Raw genomic sequence first — 19,353 nt, forward strand, 5'->3', positions numbered from 1 at the left:
TTAGATTTAATATTTAGTGTGTAGTGTAAGTGTATATGAAATTTTTTAATTATTTCAAACTTTTAAACAATTTAATTTTGATATTATAGTGTATTTAAAATTTAAAAACATTGTAGTATTACAGTCATCTAAAAATATGGGATTTTATTGCGAAACAGGCTTCTCGCCCCGTAAAAAGAAGTCTGTTTCCTATACATAAAAACGTTTAAATTCATAAATATTAAAGTTATGGGGGAGATAGTATGAAAGCTTCAGAAGCAGTTATCCAGTGTTTGAAAAAAGAAAATGTAAAAATAGTATTTGGGTATCCTGGTGCTGCAGTGGTTCCCATATATGAAGCTTTGAGAAAATCAGACATTAAACATATATTGGTCAGGCAGGAAGAAGCAGCTGGACATTCTGCAAGTGGTTATGCAAGATCTACAGGTGAAGTAGGCGTCTGCGTCGTTACGTCAGGTCCTGGTGCAACTAATCTTATTACAGGTATTGCTTCGGCGTATATGGATTCGATTCCACTTGTAATAATTACGGGACAGGTTAAGTCTACATTAATTGGAAGGGATGTATTTCAAGAATTTGATATTACAGGAACTACTGAGTCTTTTACTAAGTATAATTTTCTTGTAAGGGATGCAAAATCCATACCTAAAATTATAAAGGAAGCATTTTATATAGCGAACACAGGGAGAAAAGGCCCTGTACTTGTGGATATACCTGTAGATATAATGGAAGAAAATATTGAATTTGAATATCCGGAAACTGTTAATATAAGGGGATATAAGCCAACAACAAAAGGGCACATTGGGCAGATAAAGAAAATAATAGAAAGAATTAGAGTAAGCAAAAGACCTGTTATTTGTGCAGGTGGTGGGGTTATTCTTGCAAAAGCAGAAAATGAAATTAGAGAATTTGCTGAAAAATTCAGAATACCTGTTGTAAATACTCTCATGGGAAAAGGAAGTATAAATGAAGATAATAATTATTATGTAGGCTTAATAGGAACCCACGGTTTTAGCTATGCCAATAAGGTAGTAGAAAATTCTGATGTTTTAATATTAATAGGAGCAAGAGCTGCAGAAAGAACTATTTGCGGACTCAAACATTTCCCAAAAAATGCTGACATAATTCACATAGATATTGACCCGGCTGAAATAGGCAAAAATTTAAAAACTCGCATCCCTGTTGTTGGGGACTGCAGAAATATCTTATTAAAGTTAATAAAAGAAACAATTCCACTTGAAACTACGGATTGGCTTAATGAAATAAATGAGTGGAAAGAGAATTCAAAAATGAAGAGAGAAGCTACAGGTAAAGTAAATCCTAAATATGTACTTGATGTTATATCTGAAATGTTAGGCAAAGATGCCATTTTAACGGCAGACGTTGGCCAAAATCAGATATGGTGTGCTAGAAATTTCAATATGGTGGAAAATAGAAAATTTTTAACTTCTGGAGGGCTTGGCACAATGGGATATTCACTTCCTGCGGCTGTAGGAGCAAAAATAGGCTGCCCTGATAAAAGGGTAGTAGCTTGTATGGGAGATGGTGGATTCCAAATGAGTATGTTTGAACTTGGCACTATTTCTGAGAATAATATAAATATAATAATACTATTATTCAACAATTCAGGCTTGGGTATGGTAAGAGAAATTCAGGATAAGAAATATGAAGGTGAATACGAAGTTAATTTTAAAACTAATCCGGATTTTATAAAGCTTGCAGCAGCCTATGGTATTCCGGCAAAGAGAGTTACAAAAGATGATGAATTTAAAGGTGTATTTAATGAAGCTTTAAATTGCAATACAGCATTTTTAATAGAATGTATTGTAGATCCTCATGAAAGTACTTTCTAGGAAGGGGTGAGCACTATTAAAAAATATGTATTATCAGTATTGGTAGAAAACCATTTCGGAGTTTTAAGCAAAGTAGCCGGACTTTTTAGCAGGAGGGGATATAACATTCACAGTCTTACTGTTGGAATTACGGAAGATCCTGAAATATCCAGAATGACTATTGTCTCGATTGGAGACGATTATATGTTTGAACAAATAAACAAACAGCTTAATAAATTAATTGAAGTTATAAAAGTAATAGATCTTACCAATTGTCAGGCAGTTTATAGAGAACTATCATTGATAAAAGTATGCGCAAGTCCCAATAATAAATTACTTATTATGCAGATAGCAAATACATTTAGGGCAAACATAGTGGATATGGATGAAAAAAGCATGATAATTGAAATAACTGGCAATGAAGATAAAGTGTCATCTTTTATTGAGCTCATGAGATCTTATGGTATTAATGAAATTGTTCGTACTGGTATTACAGCTCTTAACAGAGGAAACAAGCTTGAAAATTAATTAAATTTTAAAGATCTGATAATAGTGGACAGAGTTTATTTTATCATATATAATATATTGATAATGAATATGATCTTTATGAAAAATTTAATATAAAGGTAGCAGAGTAAATATTATGCGTTAAGTGTTAGAGGATGGGAAGTTGCCTCTAAACGAAAAGTTCATTTATGATCTTACGATGTAATATTGCTTCCGCTGTTACATTAAAGGGATGTCGTATTTACTACCTCTTTTCTCTTTAGTGTGACTTACATTAAAGAGAAAAGAGGCGTTTTTTGTAATTAATTATCATAATTTAAAAGACGGAGGAATAATATGAAAAATCAAATAAATACTAAATCCCTTATTACAACAGCACTATTTGTAGCTATTGCACTTGTTATGAGAGCTTTTTCAATAAACATAGTAGCAGGTGGTGTGCTGACTATGAAAATAAATTTTTCAGCTATATTCTATATACTACCTGGTTTTTTATTTGGACCACTTTATGGAGGAATAGCAGGTGGGCTGATAGATATACTTGGTTATTTTATAACACCAATAGGTGCATATATACCACTTATAACATTAACAAATGTAATAGCAGGTTTTTTGCCTGCAGTTTTATTAGGAGTTTTAAAAAGAATAGATTCTGATAAAATAAGAAAATTTTATGGAACATTTTTTATTTTAATGTTTTTAGTTGGACTAATAAATTTTATAAGTGTAAAGTTTATGCCATTAAATCCTCTAGGCAAAATGTTTATAGCATTAGGTAAAAAATCACAGTATTTAGGTACAGGCCTTATGCTTATAGCTTCAATAGGTATTTTAATTTTATTGGTAAGCATGGTGATAAACAAGAGCAGAAGTGGAAGACTTTATGAATATATAAATAGTAGATATTTTAAGTTTGTAGTTGTTATTGGAATATCTGGAGCTATAGTAACTACGTTAAATACGTATATTTTATTAATATTTACACCTTCACTTATTACAAAAGGTTTTATGGTTCTATGGATTCCTAGAATGTTTGAATCGCTATTTATTACTCTTATAAATTCTTATATAGTTTGTATGCTTATGTATTATTATGAATTACTTGAGAAAAAGGTATTAGAAAAAGCTTAGATTAAAAAATGTTAATTATCTATTTATATGGTGATTGACATTTTATTTTTGTTTTGTTATATATAACTTACATATATTATGAGGAGAGATTTTTTTATGTATTCATGGCTTTGGTTGGTAATTGCATCTGGTATTTTACTTGGTTTTTCAGATATAACTAAAAAAGAAACATTCAAAAAAAATTCTGTAATAACTGTTCTTGCATTATATTCTATTTTTAGCTTTTTATTTGTATCTTTTGAATTTAGCAATGCTATTAATTTAGGCAGTGATAAAATTCTTATAATCCTTTTCAAGACTTTTATTGTATTTCTAGTATGGATACTAAGTTTTACTGCAATTAAAAATTTGCCTATAAGTGTTATAACTCCTTTTGATACTTTAAATCCTATGTTTTCAATCATTTTTGGTGTGGTTCTTTTAAATGAGAAGCTTGCACTATTTCAATTTTTAGGTATTTTTGTTATGCTTCTATCTTATTATTTTATTGGAAAAGTAGGTTCAAAAGAAGTAACAAGAATTTTTAGAAATAAATATTTCTATTTTATGATAATATCAGCAGTTTTGAATGCGGTGAGTGCTACTATAGATAAAATAGTTTTAAAAACTGTAAATCCTGGACAAATGCAATTCTGGTTCTCACTTTTTATGGCAATATTTTATATAGTGTCACTCATATTTATGAGATGTGCCGGCAAAGATAAAAGCAGTATAAAATTCGATTATCATATACCAGTTCTAAGTATGCTTATGATTCTTTCAGACAGGGTATATTTTATGGCACTTAACATTCCGTCAAGTGAGATATCCATAGTTATGCCGCTAAGAAAAGTGTCAATTTTTGTTTCTGTAATTATTGGAGGTCTAATATTTAAAGAAAAAAATTTAAAACAGAAGTTTTGGTGCATATGTCTTTTGATTTTTGGTATCTTACTGCTCTTTGCATGAAAGTAATATTTAGATTATAAGAAAAAATTTAAAATATATACCACTTTAATTATCATATAAATTTTTAGAATGAAGAGATAATATATATAGCTATTGTTTCATATCGATTTAAATATTTATATTATAAATGTTGAGGTGATATATAATGAAAAAAAGGACTATGATATTATCTATGTTCTTTTCAATTATGTTTTGTACTACAGTTTTTGCACAAGATTTAATTTATACAGTTAGGCCAGGAGATACACTTTGGAAAATAGCTGTAGCCAATGAAACAGGTGTAAGTGAATTAATAGCTAAAAATCCACAGCTTTCCAATCCAAACTTAATTTACCCAGGTAACAAAATAAATGTACCTAATATAAATGATATAAAGGCAAGCGAAACAGAAGTTGTAAGACTTGTGAACATACAAAGAACTAGTAGGGGTTTAAAACCTTTGTCTAATAACTGGGAATTGGAAAGAATAGCTAGATATAAATCACAGGATATGGCTAATAAGAAGTACTTTTCTCATACGTCACCTACTTATGGTTCTCCTTTTACTATGATGCAAAATTTTGGAGTAAAATTTTCAGCTGCTGGAGAAAACATTGCCATGGGACAAAAAACTCCTGCTGAAGTTGTAAATGCGTGGATGAATTCACCAGGACATAGGGCCAATATACTTGGTACATCATATACACAAATAGGTGTTGGCCTTGCAAAAAATAATAATGGAGTATGCTACTGGACTCAGATGTTTATAAGACCGTAGATAGTTAAGATTAAATTTAGTTTGTAATAAAAAGGAATGCTTTATTGTACAGTTATTGTACGATGAAGCATTCCTTCTTATTTATGCTCCTAATCCCTCAAATTGCATATTATAGTAGTAAGCGTATAATCCTTGTTTTTCAAGAAGTTCTTCGTGATTTCCTCTTTCCTGAATTCCTTCATTATTTATAACTATAATTTCATCTGCATTTCTAATTGTGCTTAATCTATGAGCTATAACTATAGTTGTTCTGTTCTTTGAAAGATCTTCAAGTGATTTTTGTATAAATCTTTCGCTTTCATTGTCAAGAGCTGAAGTTGCTTCATCTAATATTAATATTGGAGGATTTTTAAGGAAAACTCTAGCTATTGAAATTCTCTGTTTTTGTCCTCCAGAAAGCTTAACTCCTCTTTCTCCAACGTATGTTTCATATCCATCTTCAAGGCTCATTATATAATCATGTATATTTGCCATTTGGGCTGCTTCTATAATTTCTTCATCAGTTGCCTCAGGTTTTCCATAACCTATATTTTCTTTAATTGTTCCAGAAAACATATAAACATCCTGCTGAACCACTCCGATGAAGCTTCTAAGTGATTCAAGAGTTATATCCCTTATGTCCTTTCCATCAATGGTAATTGATCCTTCTGTAACATCATAAAACCTAGGTAAAAGAGAGCATAAAGTTGTTTTTCCTCCACCAGATGGTCCAACCAGTGCAATATTCTCTCCAGCTTTTATATTTATACTCAAATCTTTTAATACATAATTTTCATTATCATAACTGAAGGATACATTTTTATATTCTATATTACCCTTTACATCAGTTATAATTTCTGCATTTTTTCTGCTTTCTATTTCAGGGTCTGTTTCCATAACATCTATAAATCTTTTAAAGCTTGCATATCCCTTTTGAAATTGTTCTGTGAAATTTATAAGAACATCAATAGGGTTTATAAATATATTTATATACAGAACATATATTGCCAGATCAGTAGGCTTTACAGTACCATGACTTATGAATATTGTACCTGAAATTACTACTGATACATACAAAATTCCCTCAAAAAACGAGTTCCCTGCTATAAATCTCCCCATTGCCATATATGTGCTAATTTTAGATCGAAGATAATTTTTATTTGCTTTTCCAAACTTTCTTTTCTCAAGTTTTTCATTAGCAAAAGATTTTACGACTCTTATTCCAAGAAGAGTATCTTGAACCATAGAATTTACATTTGCTATCTTTTTTCTATTATCCATAAAAATTCTCTGCATTTTTTTATTTTGAATAAAAGAAAATATAATCATAACAATAGTAACTCCGCACAATATCAATGTCATTTTAACATTAATTGTGAGGAGTATTAAAAAGGATCCTATTATCTTAAGCGTCGATATAAATATATTTTCAGGTCCATGGTGGGCGAGTTCAGAAATGTCAAATAAATCTGATACAAGCTTTGACATCATTTCACCAGTATTATTTTCATCATAATAAGAAAATGGAAGCATTTGAAGATGGTCAAATAAATCCCTTCTCATATTGTTTTCCATTCGAGCTCCCATAATATGTCCCCAAGAAGCTATAAAGTACTGGCAAAAATACTTTACTATGTACATAATTAAAAGACCTATTCCTATATAAACTATCATTTTCATTATATATTCTTTATCTCGTACAAAAAGGTATTTTGAGAGAAAGTTAAGAATAACGGGAAAAGATAAGTCAATTAAAGATACAATAAGTGCGCAAAACATATCGGCAAAAAAAAGAAACCTATACGGTTCATAATACTTTATGAATTTTTTCCAAACTTTCATATTTATTACCATCCTTTAATAACATAACATAAAAATAATTATAACATAAAAATTTTATATTCATAAGAAAGATAATAGACTTTTTACACATTTATGGAGAATTTGCAGAACTTGTACTATAATAAGAATATAAATTGGATATTATATGTTGTATAGTAGATTATGTCTATATCCAGTAGGATAATAACAAGAAGTTAAAGTATATAAAATTTTATTAAGAAGTGTTGCCAATTGTTAATAACTGCTAAGTAAAGAACATTTATATACTCTGTAGACAAATAGTAATTTGAAGAATGTATGCAACTGCTGGTAGCATAATTGCATATTGTAAGTTGGTAGTAGTATACCTCATTTATATATATCATTATTCTAGGAGGTGTTGACGATGAGTATTGCAGAAAATATACAGATGTTACGAAAAAAAAATAGTCTTTCACAAGAGGAACTGTCGGTAATATTGAAGGTTTCTAGGCAGGCAGTAGGAAAATGGGAAAATGGAACAGCTTATCCTGATTTAGAAAGATTGATTCAGCTAAGCGACTATTTTAAAATTTCATTAGATCGTTTAGTTAAGGAAACTGAAAATTGTGATTTACATGTAAAGAATAAAGAGAATCCAGACAAGAGCCAATTTATTCAGTTTCTTCTCAGGGCTAAGAAAGCAACATATGCAGGTCATGGAGAAGAAACAAAAGCAAGTAGGATTGCTTCACATGATTTGGAATATAAAGAGGGTGAACTCTATTATTATGATACTTATATTGGTGGAGAATTTTTTGGGGGTGAAGAGGCAATATGGATAAAGAATGAACCATATTGGTGTATGAATTACTATGGAAGAGTTATAGGAGATCATTTCAATGGAGACTTCTTAAAAGATGCTCTGTCAAATGTATCATACGATTCACCATATAGAGGACCAGCATTATATCAAAATGGAGAGTATACATACCACTGTAAAACAGAAGGAAGTTTCGAATTCTATCAGGGATATGAGGAAATTCTTTATGATGGGAAAAAGATGTATGAGTGTATTTTTAATGGTGGAATAGTTAGATAAATTTATAATAGTAAGTAAAGCTATTTATATAATAAATAGATAAATAGTAAATTTGTATATTAGATTATAAGTATAATTTAATGTTGGGTTTTATCATTTTCTTGTTAAATTATAACATAACTTCTAAATGCATAATGGGATTAGAAAAGCATAATACAACTTCATAGTATCCATATAATCAGATTTTTTAACCTTTAGAATAGGACAATTCAGAAGGAGCTATGAAACAATACATTTCTCAAATTAAAGGTAGTATGAATTGTGGAACATACGGGATTATATTATGACGTAATTAACGATAATGTGTTACATTTAAGTATAATATATATGCCTAATAGAATTAACACATATGGGAAACAAGCATTTCCATATGTTCTAAATATAATACCGGTAAGTTTATTGTTTACAAAGAAAATTACTAGATAGCACCAAACAACAACCATTATTAAAAATATAATTATAGTAAATATTAATTCATTCAAATTAAGTGAAGCAAACAATGGCATATAAACACCTATATTATCTCCTCCATTTGAAAACGTAACTATTAGCACAAAAGAAACCTTTGAATTTATTATGTTTTGTATAATATTAGTCTTTTTTAGGGGCTGTTCTTCGGGGTTTTTTATGAGTATTTCCTCAGAACCCGATGTCTCATTGCTAATTCCATTTTTCTTATTTTTTACATACTTAAATAAATGTCTACTTCCAATTATAATAGGTAGTAGCCCCATTATCCCAATCCATTGAATAGGTAATAGCAACTTAAAAGCGAATCCAACACAACTAATTAAAATTAAAACAGATATTCCTATATATTGGCCTAGTATAACTGTTTTCTTATTATATGAATTATCAGAAAAAAAAGCAGTTAATACAAAGAAATCATCAACATTTGTGCTTATAAATGCTATAATTGCAATACCTAATAGTTGAAAAATATGTTCCATATTATAATCCCCCAAAACATTTGTTAAGATTATTTTATAATAAATTTCAAATAATGTTACAGGTTAATCAATATTTAGATATTAAAATTCGTATAAATTTACTTCTATTATTAAGCATGGATTTTTTGATTATAGAATTATACCTGATTAATAATAAAATAAAAATCTACGTTATACCTGTTGCGGAGAACTGTACCATAAATGAAGGAAATTTTTGACTTTAAGTGTTAATGTGAGCAGCTTTAAAATGTATATCTAAAATAATATGGACATGAAAAATTTTATAAAAAATATGATTTTAAATTATAAAATGTGTTATAATATAAATACAAAGAGAGAAAATAAAAACAGGATGCGGTCAACATCCTGTAGTATACAATCTAGTTGCTTAGGCAACTGGTATCACTAATTATTAGATAAAATAGTAGCATCCATTTGCAGACGGGGCTACTATTTTTTGTGCGTCCAGAAAAGCTAGGCTATGCTAACTGGTGAAAGTCCAGTCAAGGTAATCGTCAAGGAGCCTTGTAGTTAATCACCATGCGTAGTAGAAATGCTGGGTATGAAGCGTGAGGATAATGTAACTCGAAAGAGTGCTAACAAGAATACAGGTTGTAATATAAAATGAACTCTGCCGTATCGTTAAGTAGCACCTCTTAAAATGTGAATAGGGTATAAGATTGTTAGGAGATATTATATGAATTAACTAATTATTTGAGTATAACACAACTTCTTAGTATCCATATAATAAGATTTTTTAATTAATGACGAATTCTAGGATTTTTTACTAATGGAGCACCTAACTTATTTCTTAAAATAATTACTGATATAATTCCAAATACTAACATAGAAGTTGATAACTCAAAAGAATGTCCAAAACGAACTTGTGCTGGCATATAAGCGTTAGGAAATATTAATGGAGTAGTTATTAATATACTAAAAAGCAGTCCTGTTGTTATATAAGTTACCAAATTATCAATACCTAATGAATCAATTATTACAACAGCTAAAATAGACCATAAAAATCCTCTAAAGAACTGAAATAAAATTAACACTGGGTCCTGTCTAAATTGATTTGACATATGCTGGAATATATTAACAATATGTGTGCTTCCAGTATAATAATATCTCAAATCAGCAAATTGCCATGCAACAAAATATCCAAATATAAAATAAATGATAACATAAATAAGTGATAAGATTATCATATTAGGAATTACATTTATAATAGAGGCTTTTATCTTAACATTATTATGTGGAAAATTTGTTTCTTTTTTAAATTTTCCAAGAATCAAAACTGCCAGCAGCGAAAATATAGAAGTATATATGGCACCAGAAGTTACATCTTTTATTAATTCTGACAAAGGCATTTTTAAAGTACTATTGAAATACAGAGTTTCTATTTGGGTCATAAAATATTGTGTTCCCCAGAAAACAATAAAACTAGCTACTGCAAGTTTATAACCTCTTAACTTAGATTTAACAATGAACAAAGTTAATATCAATGTATTTAAAATACAATAAATTAATAATGGTATAACCGAATCAACTGAAGATTTAGAAGCATGTTGAACTCCTACAACTCTAGAAGAAACTGCCATAGATATAAACATTATTATAATTAATAAAATAAATTTCAATGTTAAGGTTATAAATTTTTTCATTACAGCCCCATCCTTTCTTTATAAAGATTTAGCCATTGAATATCCACTTGAAAATGCATAATTGAGGCTTCCAAAAGTACACCCATAAAATTGTTTTTACTATCCTTATTAGTACTTTTTATTTTATTAAATTCATTTAGTTGTTTTTCTATAATATCTACCTGTTTGTCTATATATTTTTTTGCATCCTCCTTTTTGGTCTGTGTAAGGAACATCATTTTTAAATAAAATTCATCTTTAGTTTGTCTCATTACAACGGGCTCTGACAGCCATTTCTGAAGCGTGATCCTACCCTTGTCTGCAATTTTATAAACAAGTTTATCTGGTTTATTTTCCTGAGGTACTACCTTTTTTACTATTTTATTTTCTTTTTCCATTTTTTTTAATAAAGTATAAAGTTGACCTATATTGATAGACCAAATATAGCTTACTGATTTTTCAAATTCCTTTTTAATCTCATAACCATGCATGGGTCTTTGGTTAAGTAAACCTAAAATAGCATGTTCTGTTGACATTAACATTACCTCCCTAAAAAATAAAATATATATTACTACTATACTATATTATATATAATATAGTATAGTAGTAATATAGTGCAAGTCAAAAAAATTATATGAATCAATCTATAAATCTAAATATATGGATGTTCTTTGACAAATGCACCTCCATAAGTACCTGTATAGAATATTTTATATGATATAAGTATAAAATATAGAGTAATCGGATAGCGGAAAGTTTATAACATGATTAGGAGGTAATATAAGTGAATAATTTACTGAAATGCCGTATTATTTAAAAAATTTTATGGCGTCTTTTATTTTAGAAAATCAACTATTTGACGTGTAACTAATTAAAGATGCTATTTGAAAATTGAATAATGTGGTATTATACTTAAAATAAAAAATTAATGCTTATTAGGAGGTCTATTATGTTAGAAGAAAATAAGGTAGTAACTATTAAAAACTACAATTTCTTATGTGAGGAAGAAAGATATATTAGGAAAGAAGTGTTTATGAAAGAGCAGGGATTTAAAAATGAATTTGATGAATTGGATAATAAGGTGTCGCATGTAGTATTATTTTTAGGGGAAAAACCAATTGGCACAGGAAGGTTATTACCAGGAAAAAACAACATGACATTTGTTATAGGCAGGGTAGCAGTATTAAAACAATATAGAAAATTGCATCTTGGAAGTAAAATTATTAATTCACTGGAGGAAAAAGCCAAAGAACTTGATGGGACAAGTATTGAACTATCCGCACAATGTAGTGCTCAATGGTTTTATGAAAAACTGGGATATACTACAAGTGGAGAAGCATATTTAGATGAATCCTGTGAACATATTCATATGGAAAAACAATTATAAAATCAAATAACAGATGAATTCATAAAATATTATCTAGTGCTTGATATTATTCTTTATCAATTCCATAAATGCTTCAGGAGTAACTACTTTTACGTTAGGATTTTGTCTTAATTTATTTATAACGTCTTCAACATTTTGGACATTTTTACTCCAAGCATGAACATAGACAAAAGTATATGATAAAGGATCACATGCATTTACTTGGCCTAAATTAACCCTATCATTAATGTTTCTTACTAATTCATCTTCCTCTTCAATGTTATTCCAAAGTAAATCTCTGCAAGATACTATTGGTTTATTATTTGACCATAAAATTTTGCCTTGAAACTTATTATGTTTATCATAATCAAGATAAAATAGTCCTTGAATATTATTCTTTTTAGTAAATTTATTCCAGAGATTAATGTTATTAAAAGCCAGTTTATCTATAATTGATACATACTTTTCATTTACATTTTGCATATAATCATTTAATGTATCAATATATGTATTTAATTTACCTTTATCAAATTTACTTGGATATATATATCCGTTTCCAGAAGGTGCTACAATAAAATTATTATAGGTCTTCTCGTTACTTATACTTTTATAATATAGGTTAAAGACAGTAGGTGCCAAATAATATAAGGATGGACTCATAGACCAACCTAAATTGAGTTTATCTCTACCTGGATGTCCGAACCATTTGGTAGAATTGTAGTTAGTTCCAAGAGTCCATTGCTGATTATCACCATCAGACATTAAAAAAGTAACATAATGAAAATTGCCTTTTTGAGGAATTGTTAAAGAAGGCTCTTTAATTATCTTTTGTGATGGAAAAGCACTTAAAGTAGTTAAATTATAAGACCAATCTGAAGCAACCATACTTATACCATATTTTGAAGCTGTACTTACATTAAAAAACTCATCTGGTCCCCAACCTAAACAAATAGCATTGTTATCCATAGAAGAAAATATTTTATCTCTAAGAGTTGTCTTATTAATACTATCCTCATAAAAGACTAGTGACTTTGTCATTATAGCATAATCTCTTAATGGACCGGATTTATCAGGAGAAAGTTGAATTACTAAAGAATGATTTAATCCATTGTTCCATAAATTATTATAAGCCCAGTTTTCATCTGTGTTCCTGCAATCTCCTTTAATTTTTGTAATACCACTAATTCTTACCTTAGATTCTATTGATTCATCAACAACTATGGATTTATTTAAGGATGCAAGAGAACAAGCATTATTTATTGAAGGATCTTTAGGTGTTTTATTACTATAGAGAACATATCCATCTATGTAATTTTTATAAATATTTAATAACTGCCAGGGATTTGAAATAATTTTATAAGAAATTTTGTAATTCCTATTTAAATCATCCAACCATACCTTATAATTAGGTTGTTTAGAATCAAGTGTATATATTTGAGAAAAAGAGCGGCTATTAACTATCCCTTGAAGGCTAGCTATCATTGCTTTCTCCGAAGGTGTCATTGAATCTTTGGAAACTACATATAATTTTTTAGGAACTACTGGATTTTTTATATAAGAAGTACTAGATGTTTTTTTCCACTCACTCCATTTCAAATTAAGAGATTCTCCATTTTCTTTGCAATATTCATAAAAACTTTTTAAAAAACGCATTCTTTCATTATTATAAAAGGATTTAATTTGATGCTCATCATAATTTCCAAGTGCTAATTGTCTTTTTATAATATCATCTGAACTAACTTCATTATAATTTTTGATCATATCATACATAATCATAAAAGTAACAGTTCTTCCTATACCATACTTACAGTGAAAATGTATCCATGAATTTTTTGGCTTGTTTTTTACAAAATCTATAAAATAATCAACCATGTCATCTGCAGGTATTCCACCATCTCTAACTGGTATCCTGCTATAAGATAAATAATTTGACTTAACAAATTCATTTTCATCTTGTATTTTGGTTGGAAGTATAACTTTTTTAGGATGATTATAAAAAGTAATTGGAGAGTTTAGTTTGATATTTTTTAATTTAGCAGCTTCATCTAGTAAAACCTGATTCTTTGTTAAACCTGCATTAGCATTATTTTTTTCATCAGCCCAGCTAACTGCAAATTCATTAATAAAACCATGAGCTTCCTGTCTTAAATCTACAACAGTTATAGGTAAAGATGTTCCTATAGATTTTATCAAAGTAGGAAGATTGTTTACAGAAAACTGTTGACTTCCAGATATATTTAATTTATTCAATCCATTGATATTTAAACTCTTATCGTTTTTTATAGCAGTTAAATCTGTAGTCTTGCGAAAATTTTTTGGCAAAGTATTGCTAGTTCTAGATGAGTCCAAAACAATATTTACATTATTTCTTTTAAAACATTCTATAGAATTAGTTCTGTTTATTAATGATGAAAATAATATAATAATTAATATAAATGGTACTAAAATAAATGTTGATGATTTCAATTTCTTATGCAATTATAATCACTTCTTTCATATAAAATAAAGTTGGATTAGGTTTTATAAAATTAGTATAGGATAATAAAAATGTTTCTATACTAATTTAATACAGTGATATATAGTTTCCCTTATTTGTAAAATTTATATAAGAAATTAATGATGGAGAAAAAAAATACGATAATACCCGAAATGGATAATATCGTATTTTAAATCAATTTTTTAAAAGCTTACATAGATATTTTTAATAGTCATCGTCTTCAAAAAAATCACTATCAAATGGAATCACAATTGGAAATATGAATGGCATCATATGTCTTCTTCTACGCCTACGTCTTCTTCTACGTCTGCGCCTTTTTGGTCTGCCTCCCTGTCTATAAGCTGAATCAATACTAGCATCTTCGATGTCTTCATTATCTTCATCATCTTCGTCATCTCCATATGAATAATCATAGTCATATGGATTTTCAATTGACTGGTTAAAAAACATAGGACATCCATATAAAGGATAAAACATTGGACAATTGGAAGAATTCATCATTTTAGTATCATTAAAATCCTCCATCTTTTCCTGTGAATTATTGTCCATATTATTAACGTTGTCCATTAAGTACCTCCAAAAATTTGTTATAGTATATACTATGAATAAAATAACATATTGTTAATGAAATATATAAAAATTATAATTTAAATTAAATTAATGAATCTTTAGAATAAAAAATAGTTATTTGTAAAAAATAATGTTGTAGGTGGTGATACTATGAAAAATGGATTAATTACAACAGCATTAGGAGCAGCAGTTGCAACAGGTTCAGCTGCACTCAGAGCAAATGACATGAAAAATAGGGGAATAAGGAAAAGAGATATTCTTCCTATGGTCGAAACTGCTGCATTAGGGTTTGGTTTAGCACATATTGTTTTAGGTACAATTGATTTGATGCAAGGTAGAAGATAATATAAAAAGAAGCTGATAAGATGATATCAGCTTCTTTTTAAGTAATAAATTATTTTATAGAGCATCATTAATAATATCAACTTTTAGATTTTTTTCTACATACAGACTGTCAAAATCTATTCCTTCATCTGTAACAATGAATTCACCCAATTTATGTATTGTGGTGTCTCCATACATAGGCACGTTTTCTTCACTCTCTAAAAGATATTTTATGCTTTTAGTAACTGGATTTATGAATTTTTTAGTTTCCCAAATCTTGCAATAATTTTTAGTATTTTTATTTTGTATTATTTCGGTATTTTTACTCTCATGGTCATAAGTGAAATTGTGATCATGGTCTGATATCTTTATTTTCATCTGGTATTTCCCCCTTTTATATATTATTATATATATTATTTCATACTAAGCAATATATATTATAAAAAATTGACTTGGTTTTAACTTAATATTTAGATATTTAAATTATATATAATTGTAGCACTATTTGACCTTATTTAGTATAATAATATTATACTAAGATGAATGCAAGCTAAAGAATAAAATTGGATTACAATGTGATTAAATCATAGTAAATTGCTCTGATTTATATGAGTAATTGCTAATTTATAGGGGCGATAAATATGGAAAGAGAAGTTTATATGGATTATTCCGCTACTACTTTTGTTAAACCAGAAGTACTTGAGGCAATGAATCCATATTTTACTGAGTATTTTGGAAATCCATCGTCTATTTACCATATATCTAGAATGAACAAGGTGATTATAAACAAGTCAAAACAAAAAATAGCAGATGTAATAAATTCAAGAAGAGATGAAATATTTTTTACGAGTGGTGGCTCCGAAGCTGATAACTGGGCACTTAAAGGGGTTGCTTTTGCAAATAAAGATAAGGGAAAACACATAATTACAACAACGATTGAACACCATGCTATTTTAAACACATGTAAGTATCTTGAAAAACAGGGCTTTGATATAACTTATCTTAAGGTAGATAAAGATGGTTTTATTGATATAAATGAATTAAGAGACTCAATTAGAGAAGACACAATACTTGTATCTATAATGTTTGCCAATAATGAAATTGGAACGATAGAACCTATATCTGAAATAGGGAAACTTTTAAATGAGAAAAATATACTGTTTCATACAGATGCAGTTCAGGCTATTACTCATATGCCTATTGATGTAAAAAAAATGAATATAGATATGCTTTCTATGTCATCACATAAATTTTACGGACCTAAAGGAATGGGAGCTTTATATATAAAAAAGGGCACAAATATAGATAACTTGATCCATGGTGGTGGTCAGGAGAGAGGACTCAGAGCTGGTACGGAAAATGTTCCTGGAATAGTTGGAATGGGTTTTGCAATTGATATTGCAAATAAAACTATGAATGAGGAGAATAAGAGACTTGTAATTCTTAGAGACAAATTAATCGACGGACTTTTGAAAATACCGGACAGCAAGCTGAATGGACCGCGTAAAAACAGACTTCCTGGTAATGTAAATGTATCTTTTGGTGGAATAGATGGAGATATACTTCTTGTAATTCTAGATGATATTGGTATATGTGCATCGAGTGGAAGTGCATGCTCAGCGGGAGCAATTGAACCATCACATGTTTTAACATCAATAGGAGTAAAAAGTGATTATGCAAAAAGTTCTCTTAGGCTCACACTAGGTGCAAATACTACAGATGATGAAGTGAAGTTCGTAATTGATAAAATAACGGATACTGTTGAAAAGTTAAGAAAAAATAAAGTGGAAAATTAGACACGAAGAATTTACAATAGATAAATAGAATAGGTGATAAAATGAAGGAAAAAGTAGTAATAGGTATGAGCGGTGGAGTTGACAGCTCTGTTGCAGCATATCTTCTTAAAAAACAGGGATATGATGTCATAGGAATAACTATGCAGGTATGGCAGGATGATGAATATTATAAGAATATGGAGAGCGGGTGCTGTTCTTTAAGTGCGGTAGATGATGCTAGAATGGTTGCATATGATCTTGGCATACCTTATTATGTTATTGATTTTAAACATCCATTTAAGGCAAAGGTTATAGATTACTTCATAGATGAATACATGAAGGGAAGAACTCCTAATCCATGTATTGCCTGCAACAAATTTTTAAAGTTCGATGAGCTTTTGAAAAAGGCTTTAGAACTTGGTGCTAGTTATGTAGCTACAGGACATTATGCTACTGTAGACAAAATAAATGACAGATATGTGCTTAGAAAATCTGAAGATGATAGAAAAGATCAAACTTATGCGTTATATAGCTTAAATCAATATCAACTTGCCCATACGCTTATGCCATGCGGAGAGTACAAGAAGACTGAAATACGTGAAATAGCAAAAAAGATAGGACTTTCAGTTCACAATAAAAAAGACAGCGAGGAAATATGTTTTATACCGGACAATAATCATGGTGCTTATATAAATAGACAGGTGAAGGGTAAAATAAAGAGCGGTAATTTTGTGGATAAGAATGGAAAGATACTTGGAAAACACAAAGGAATAACTTATTATACTATAGGTCAGAGAAAGGGACTTGGAATTGCGTTTGGGACTCCAATGTATGTAGTTGATATAAATCCGCTTGAAAATACAGTAGTACTTGGATGCGAGGAAGATATATTTAAGAAAGAATTTATCATAAAAGATGTAAATTTCATGCCATTTGAAATTCTTGAAGAACCTCTTGAAGTTAAGTGCAAGATAAGATATTCTGCAAAACCTAAAAGCGCTGTAATAAGTCCTTATGGAAATGGAGAAGTAAAAGTAGCTTTTCATGAAAAAGAAAGGGCAATAACAAAGGGACAATCGGCAGTGTTTTACAAAGGAGATATTATGGTTGGTGGAGGAACTATTGACCGATTACTTTAAAAATAACTCATCAGTTTATAAAAGCTGATGGGTTATTTTAGCACCTAGCATATATCCTGTAACTCCAAGTACAATTGTAAATACTATATATATAATACCACTCAATTTTTTATTTGAACTAAAAAGTTTGATTCCATCAAACATAAAAGTTGAGAATGTAGTATAAGCTCCTAAAAAGCCATCGCATAAAAGTGTTGAATAGCTTTTATCTAAATTTAAAGAAGTAAGTATACCAAGCAGAAGTGCTCCAGTTATATTTATAATTGCAGTTCCTATAGGGAAATATATTCCTGAACGTTTTTGTATATATTGTCCAAGTGAAAATCTAGTTAAACTTCCTGCAATTCCTCCGATTCCAACCAATAAAAAGTCCATTTAATCAGCCTCCAATTAATTATTGTCAAAACCTTGTTTTCTAAAATTATCTTTTATTTTTTTTATTGAAAAATTGCCTACAAGAACTCCAAACAAGGAAAATAGAAGTCCTAAAACTAAAGACATTAGAGCATAAAATATAGCTAAAGAGAAATGTCCATTTGAAAAAATCAGTGAGGTTTCCTTGCAGAGTGTAGAAAAAGTAGTAAATGCCCCTAAAAACCCGGTACATAGCATTAATTGAATATTCAAATGCCTGTTTAAAATATTAAGAAATATAGTACTTATAAAAGCAAGAAGAAAGCTTCCTGATATATTTATGACAAGTGTTTTTATCGGAATAATTCCAGTATAATCATATAAATTTATGTTTTCAATAACAAATCTTAGGATGGCACCGACAAAACCTCCTATAGATATATAGATATATTTTTTCATATAAAATCCTCCCTAAAATAAAAAACTCCTACTTTACAATATAAAAGTAGGGGACATCAGCATTTGCACTTAAAGGTGAGCTCCATCACCTGAATATATAAATTAAAAGATATTAACATTATATAAAAATAAATATATGTCTTCAATCAAGCATAAACATCAAATTAAGCTATGTATACATTTAAATAATATAAATTCTAAACTATGCTTTAATTTAAAA

The 19,353-nt window shown here is 29.0% G+C and carries 19 protein-coding genes and 2 riboswitches; of the genes, 10 read left to right on the plus strand and 9 right to left on the minus strand.

Annotated elements, in window-relative coordinates; translation table 11 throughout:
• Positions 1 to 242: 242 nt before the first annotated feature.
• From ilvB to safA, 5 genes are all read left to right on the plus strand, one after another.
• On the plus strand, positions 243 to 1,853 hold the full coding sequence (gene ilvB / locus J2Z42_RS03710) for a biosynthetic-type acetolactate synthase large subunit (RefSeq protein WP_209701016.1): 1,611 nt from the start codon (positions 243 to 245) through the stop codon (positions 1,851 to 1,853).
• Between the two features lie 15 nt (positions 1,854 to 1,868).
• Positions 1,869 to 2,360, plus strand: coding sequence for an acetolactate synthase small subunit (ilvN, locus tag J2Z42_RS03715; protein WP_209701054.1), 492 nt, complete (start codon positions 1,869 to 1,871; stop codon positions 2,358 to 2,360).
• 100 nt (positions 2,361 to 2,460) lie between these two features.
• A riboswitch (THF riboswitch) is annotated at positions 2,461 to 2,560 on the plus strand.
• A gap of 115 nt (positions 2,561 to 2,675) precedes the next feature.
• Entirely contained in the window at positions 2,676 to 3,470 is a 795-nt protein-coding gene (locus J2Z42_RS03720) for an ECF transporter S component (protein ID WP_209701017.1), read from the plus strand.
• 96 nt (positions 3,471 to 3,566) lie between these two features.
• Positions 3,567 to 4,418, plus strand: coding sequence for an EamA family transporter (locus J2Z42_RS03725; RefSeq protein ID WP_209701018.1), 852 nt, complete (start codon positions 3,567 to 3,569; stop codon positions 4,416 to 4,418).
• Positions 4,419 to 4,563: 145 nt separating this feature from the next.
• A complete protein-coding gene (gene safA / locus J2Z42_RS03730; protein ID WP_209701019.1) occupies positions 4,564 to 5,175 on the plus strand; it encodes a SafA/ExsA family spore coat assembly protein in 612 nt (203 codons plus the stop codon).
• Between the two features lie 81 nt (positions 5,176 to 5,256).
• Here the strand turns inward: safA and J2Z42_RS03735 are convergent, their stop codons facing one another.
• Positions 5,257 to 6,996 carry an ABC transporter ATP-binding protein gene (locus J2Z42_RS03735; RefSeq protein ID WP_209701020.1) on the minus strand — a complete coding sequence of 580 codons (1,740 nt, stop codon included), beginning with the start codon at positions 6,994 to 6,996 and terminating at the stop codon, positions 5,257 to 5,259.
• A 385-nt stretch (positions 6,997 to 7,381) separates the two neighbouring features.
• Here J2Z42_RS03735 and J2Z42_RS03740 point away from each other — a divergent pair, with 385 nt between their 5' ends.
• On the plus strand, positions 7,382 to 8,056 hold the full coding sequence (locus tag J2Z42_RS03740; RefSeq protein WP_209701021.1) for a DUF5680 domain-containing protein: 675 nt from the start codon (positions 7,382 to 7,384) through the stop codon (positions 8,054 to 8,056).
• Positions 8,057 to 8,337: 281 nt separating this feature from the next.
• Here the strand turns inward: J2Z42_RS03740 and J2Z42_RS03745 are convergent, their stop codons facing one another.
• The 3 genes from J2Z42_RS03745 to J2Z42_RS03755 all read right to left on the minus strand — a co-directional run bounded on the left by J2Z42_RS03745 (position 8,338) and on the right by J2Z42_RS03755 (position 11,185).
• Entirely contained in the window at positions 8,338 to 9,006 is a 669-nt protein-coding gene (locus J2Z42_RS03745; protein ID WP_209701022.1) for a cadmium resistance transporter, read from the minus strand.
• Between the two features lie 761 nt (positions 9,007 to 9,767).
• Positions 9,768 to 10,670 (minus strand): hypothetical protein, encoded by a 903-nt coding sequence (locus J2Z42_RS03750; protein ID WP_209701023.1) that lies wholly within the window; start codon positions 10,668 to 10,670, stop codon positions 9,768 to 9,770.
• Positions 10,670 to 11,185 carry a PadR family transcriptional regulator gene (locus tag J2Z42_RS03755; RefSeq protein WP_209701024.1) on the minus strand — a complete coding sequence of 172 codons (516 nt, stop codon included), beginning with the start codon at positions 11,183 to 11,185 and terminating at the stop codon, positions 10,670 to 10,672. The genes J2Z42_RS03750 and J2Z42_RS03755 overlap by 1 nt, the downstream gene beginning before the upstream one ends.
• A 413-nt stretch (positions 11,186 to 11,598) precedes the next feature.
• Here J2Z42_RS03755 and J2Z42_RS03760 point away from each other — a divergent pair, with 413 nt between their 5' ends.
• Positions 11,599 to 12,036, plus strand: coding sequence for a GNAT family N-acetyltransferase (locus J2Z42_RS03760; RefSeq protein WP_209701025.1), 438 nt, complete (start codon positions 11,599 to 11,601; stop codon positions 12,034 to 12,036).
• 33 nt (positions 12,037 to 12,069) lie between these two features.
• Here J2Z42_RS03760 and J2Z42_RS03765 read toward each other — a convergent pair whose 3' ends face one another.
• Both J2Z42_RS03765 and J2Z42_RS03770 read right to left on the minus strand, forming a co-directional pair.
• Positions 12,070 to 14,493 (minus strand): GxGYxYP domain-containing protein, encoded by a 2,424-nt coding sequence (locus J2Z42_RS03765; protein WP_209701026.1) that lies wholly within the window; start codon positions 14,491 to 14,493, stop codon positions 12,070 to 12,072.
• 223 nt (positions 14,494 to 14,716) lie between these two features.
• Positions 14,717 to 15,079 (minus strand): hypothetical protein, encoded by a 363-nt coding sequence (locus tag J2Z42_RS03770; RefSeq protein WP_209701056.1) that lies wholly within the window; start codon positions 15,077 to 15,079, stop codon positions 14,717 to 14,719.
• A 153-nt stretch (positions 15,080 to 15,232) separates the two neighbouring features.
• Between J2Z42_RS03770 and J2Z42_RS03775 the strand changes: the two genes are divergently transcribed.
• Positions 15,233 to 15,427 (plus strand): asparagine synthase, encoded by a 195-nt coding sequence (locus tag J2Z42_RS03775; protein WP_209701027.1) that lies wholly within the window; start codon positions 15,233 to 15,235, stop codon positions 15,425 to 15,427.
• Between the two features lie 54 nt (positions 15,428 to 15,481).
• Here the strand turns inward: J2Z42_RS03775 and J2Z42_RS03780 are convergent, their stop codons facing one another.
• Entirely contained in the window at positions 15,482 to 15,784 is a 303-nt protein-coding gene (locus J2Z42_RS03780; RefSeq protein WP_209701028.1) for a hypothetical protein, read from the minus strand.
• Positions 15,785 to 16,047: 263 nt separating this feature from the next.
• Here J2Z42_RS03780 and nifS point away from each other — a divergent pair, with 263 nt between their 5' ends.
• Together nifS and mnmA are read left to right on the plus strand one after the other, a co-directional pair.
• Positions 16,048 to 17,202: a cysteine desulfurase NifS gene (gene nifS / locus J2Z42_RS03785; protein ID WP_209701029.1), complete on the plus strand. Its 1,155-nt coding sequence runs from the start codon at positions 16,048 to 16,050 to the stop codon at positions 17,200 to 17,202.
• Positions 17,203 to 17,243: 41 nt separating this feature from the next.
• Positions 17,244 to 18,320: a tRNA 2-thiouridine(34) synthase MnmA gene (gene mnmA, locus J2Z42_RS03790; RefSeq protein WP_209701030.1), complete on the plus strand. Its 1,077-nt coding sequence runs from the start codon at positions 17,244 to 17,246 to the stop codon at positions 18,318 to 18,320.
• Between the two features lie 15 nt (positions 18,321 to 18,335).
• Here mnmA and crcB read toward each other — a convergent pair whose 3' ends face one another.
• A complete protein-coding gene (gene crcB / locus J2Z42_RS03795; RefSeq protein WP_209701031.1) occupies positions 18,336 to 18,695 on the minus strand; it encodes a fluoride efflux transporter CrcB in 360 nt (119 codons plus the stop codon).
• 15 nt (positions 18,696 to 18,710) lie between these two features.
• Positions 18,711 to 19,133, minus strand: a complete 423-nt coding sequence (locus J2Z42_RS03800; RefSeq protein WP_209701032.1) for a fluoride efflux transporter FluC — start codon at positions 19,131 to 19,133, stop codon at positions 18,711 to 18,713.
• Between the two features lie 40 nt (positions 19,134 to 19,173).
• Positions 19,174 to 19,232, minus strand: a riboswitch (Fluoride riboswitch).
• Positions 19,233 to 19,353: the final 121 nt, after the last annotated feature.

This window comes from Clostridium algifaecis, assembly GCF_017874415.1.
GTDB lineage: Bacteria > Bacillota > Clostridia > Clostridiales > Clostridiaceae > Clostridium_B > Clostridium_B algifaecis.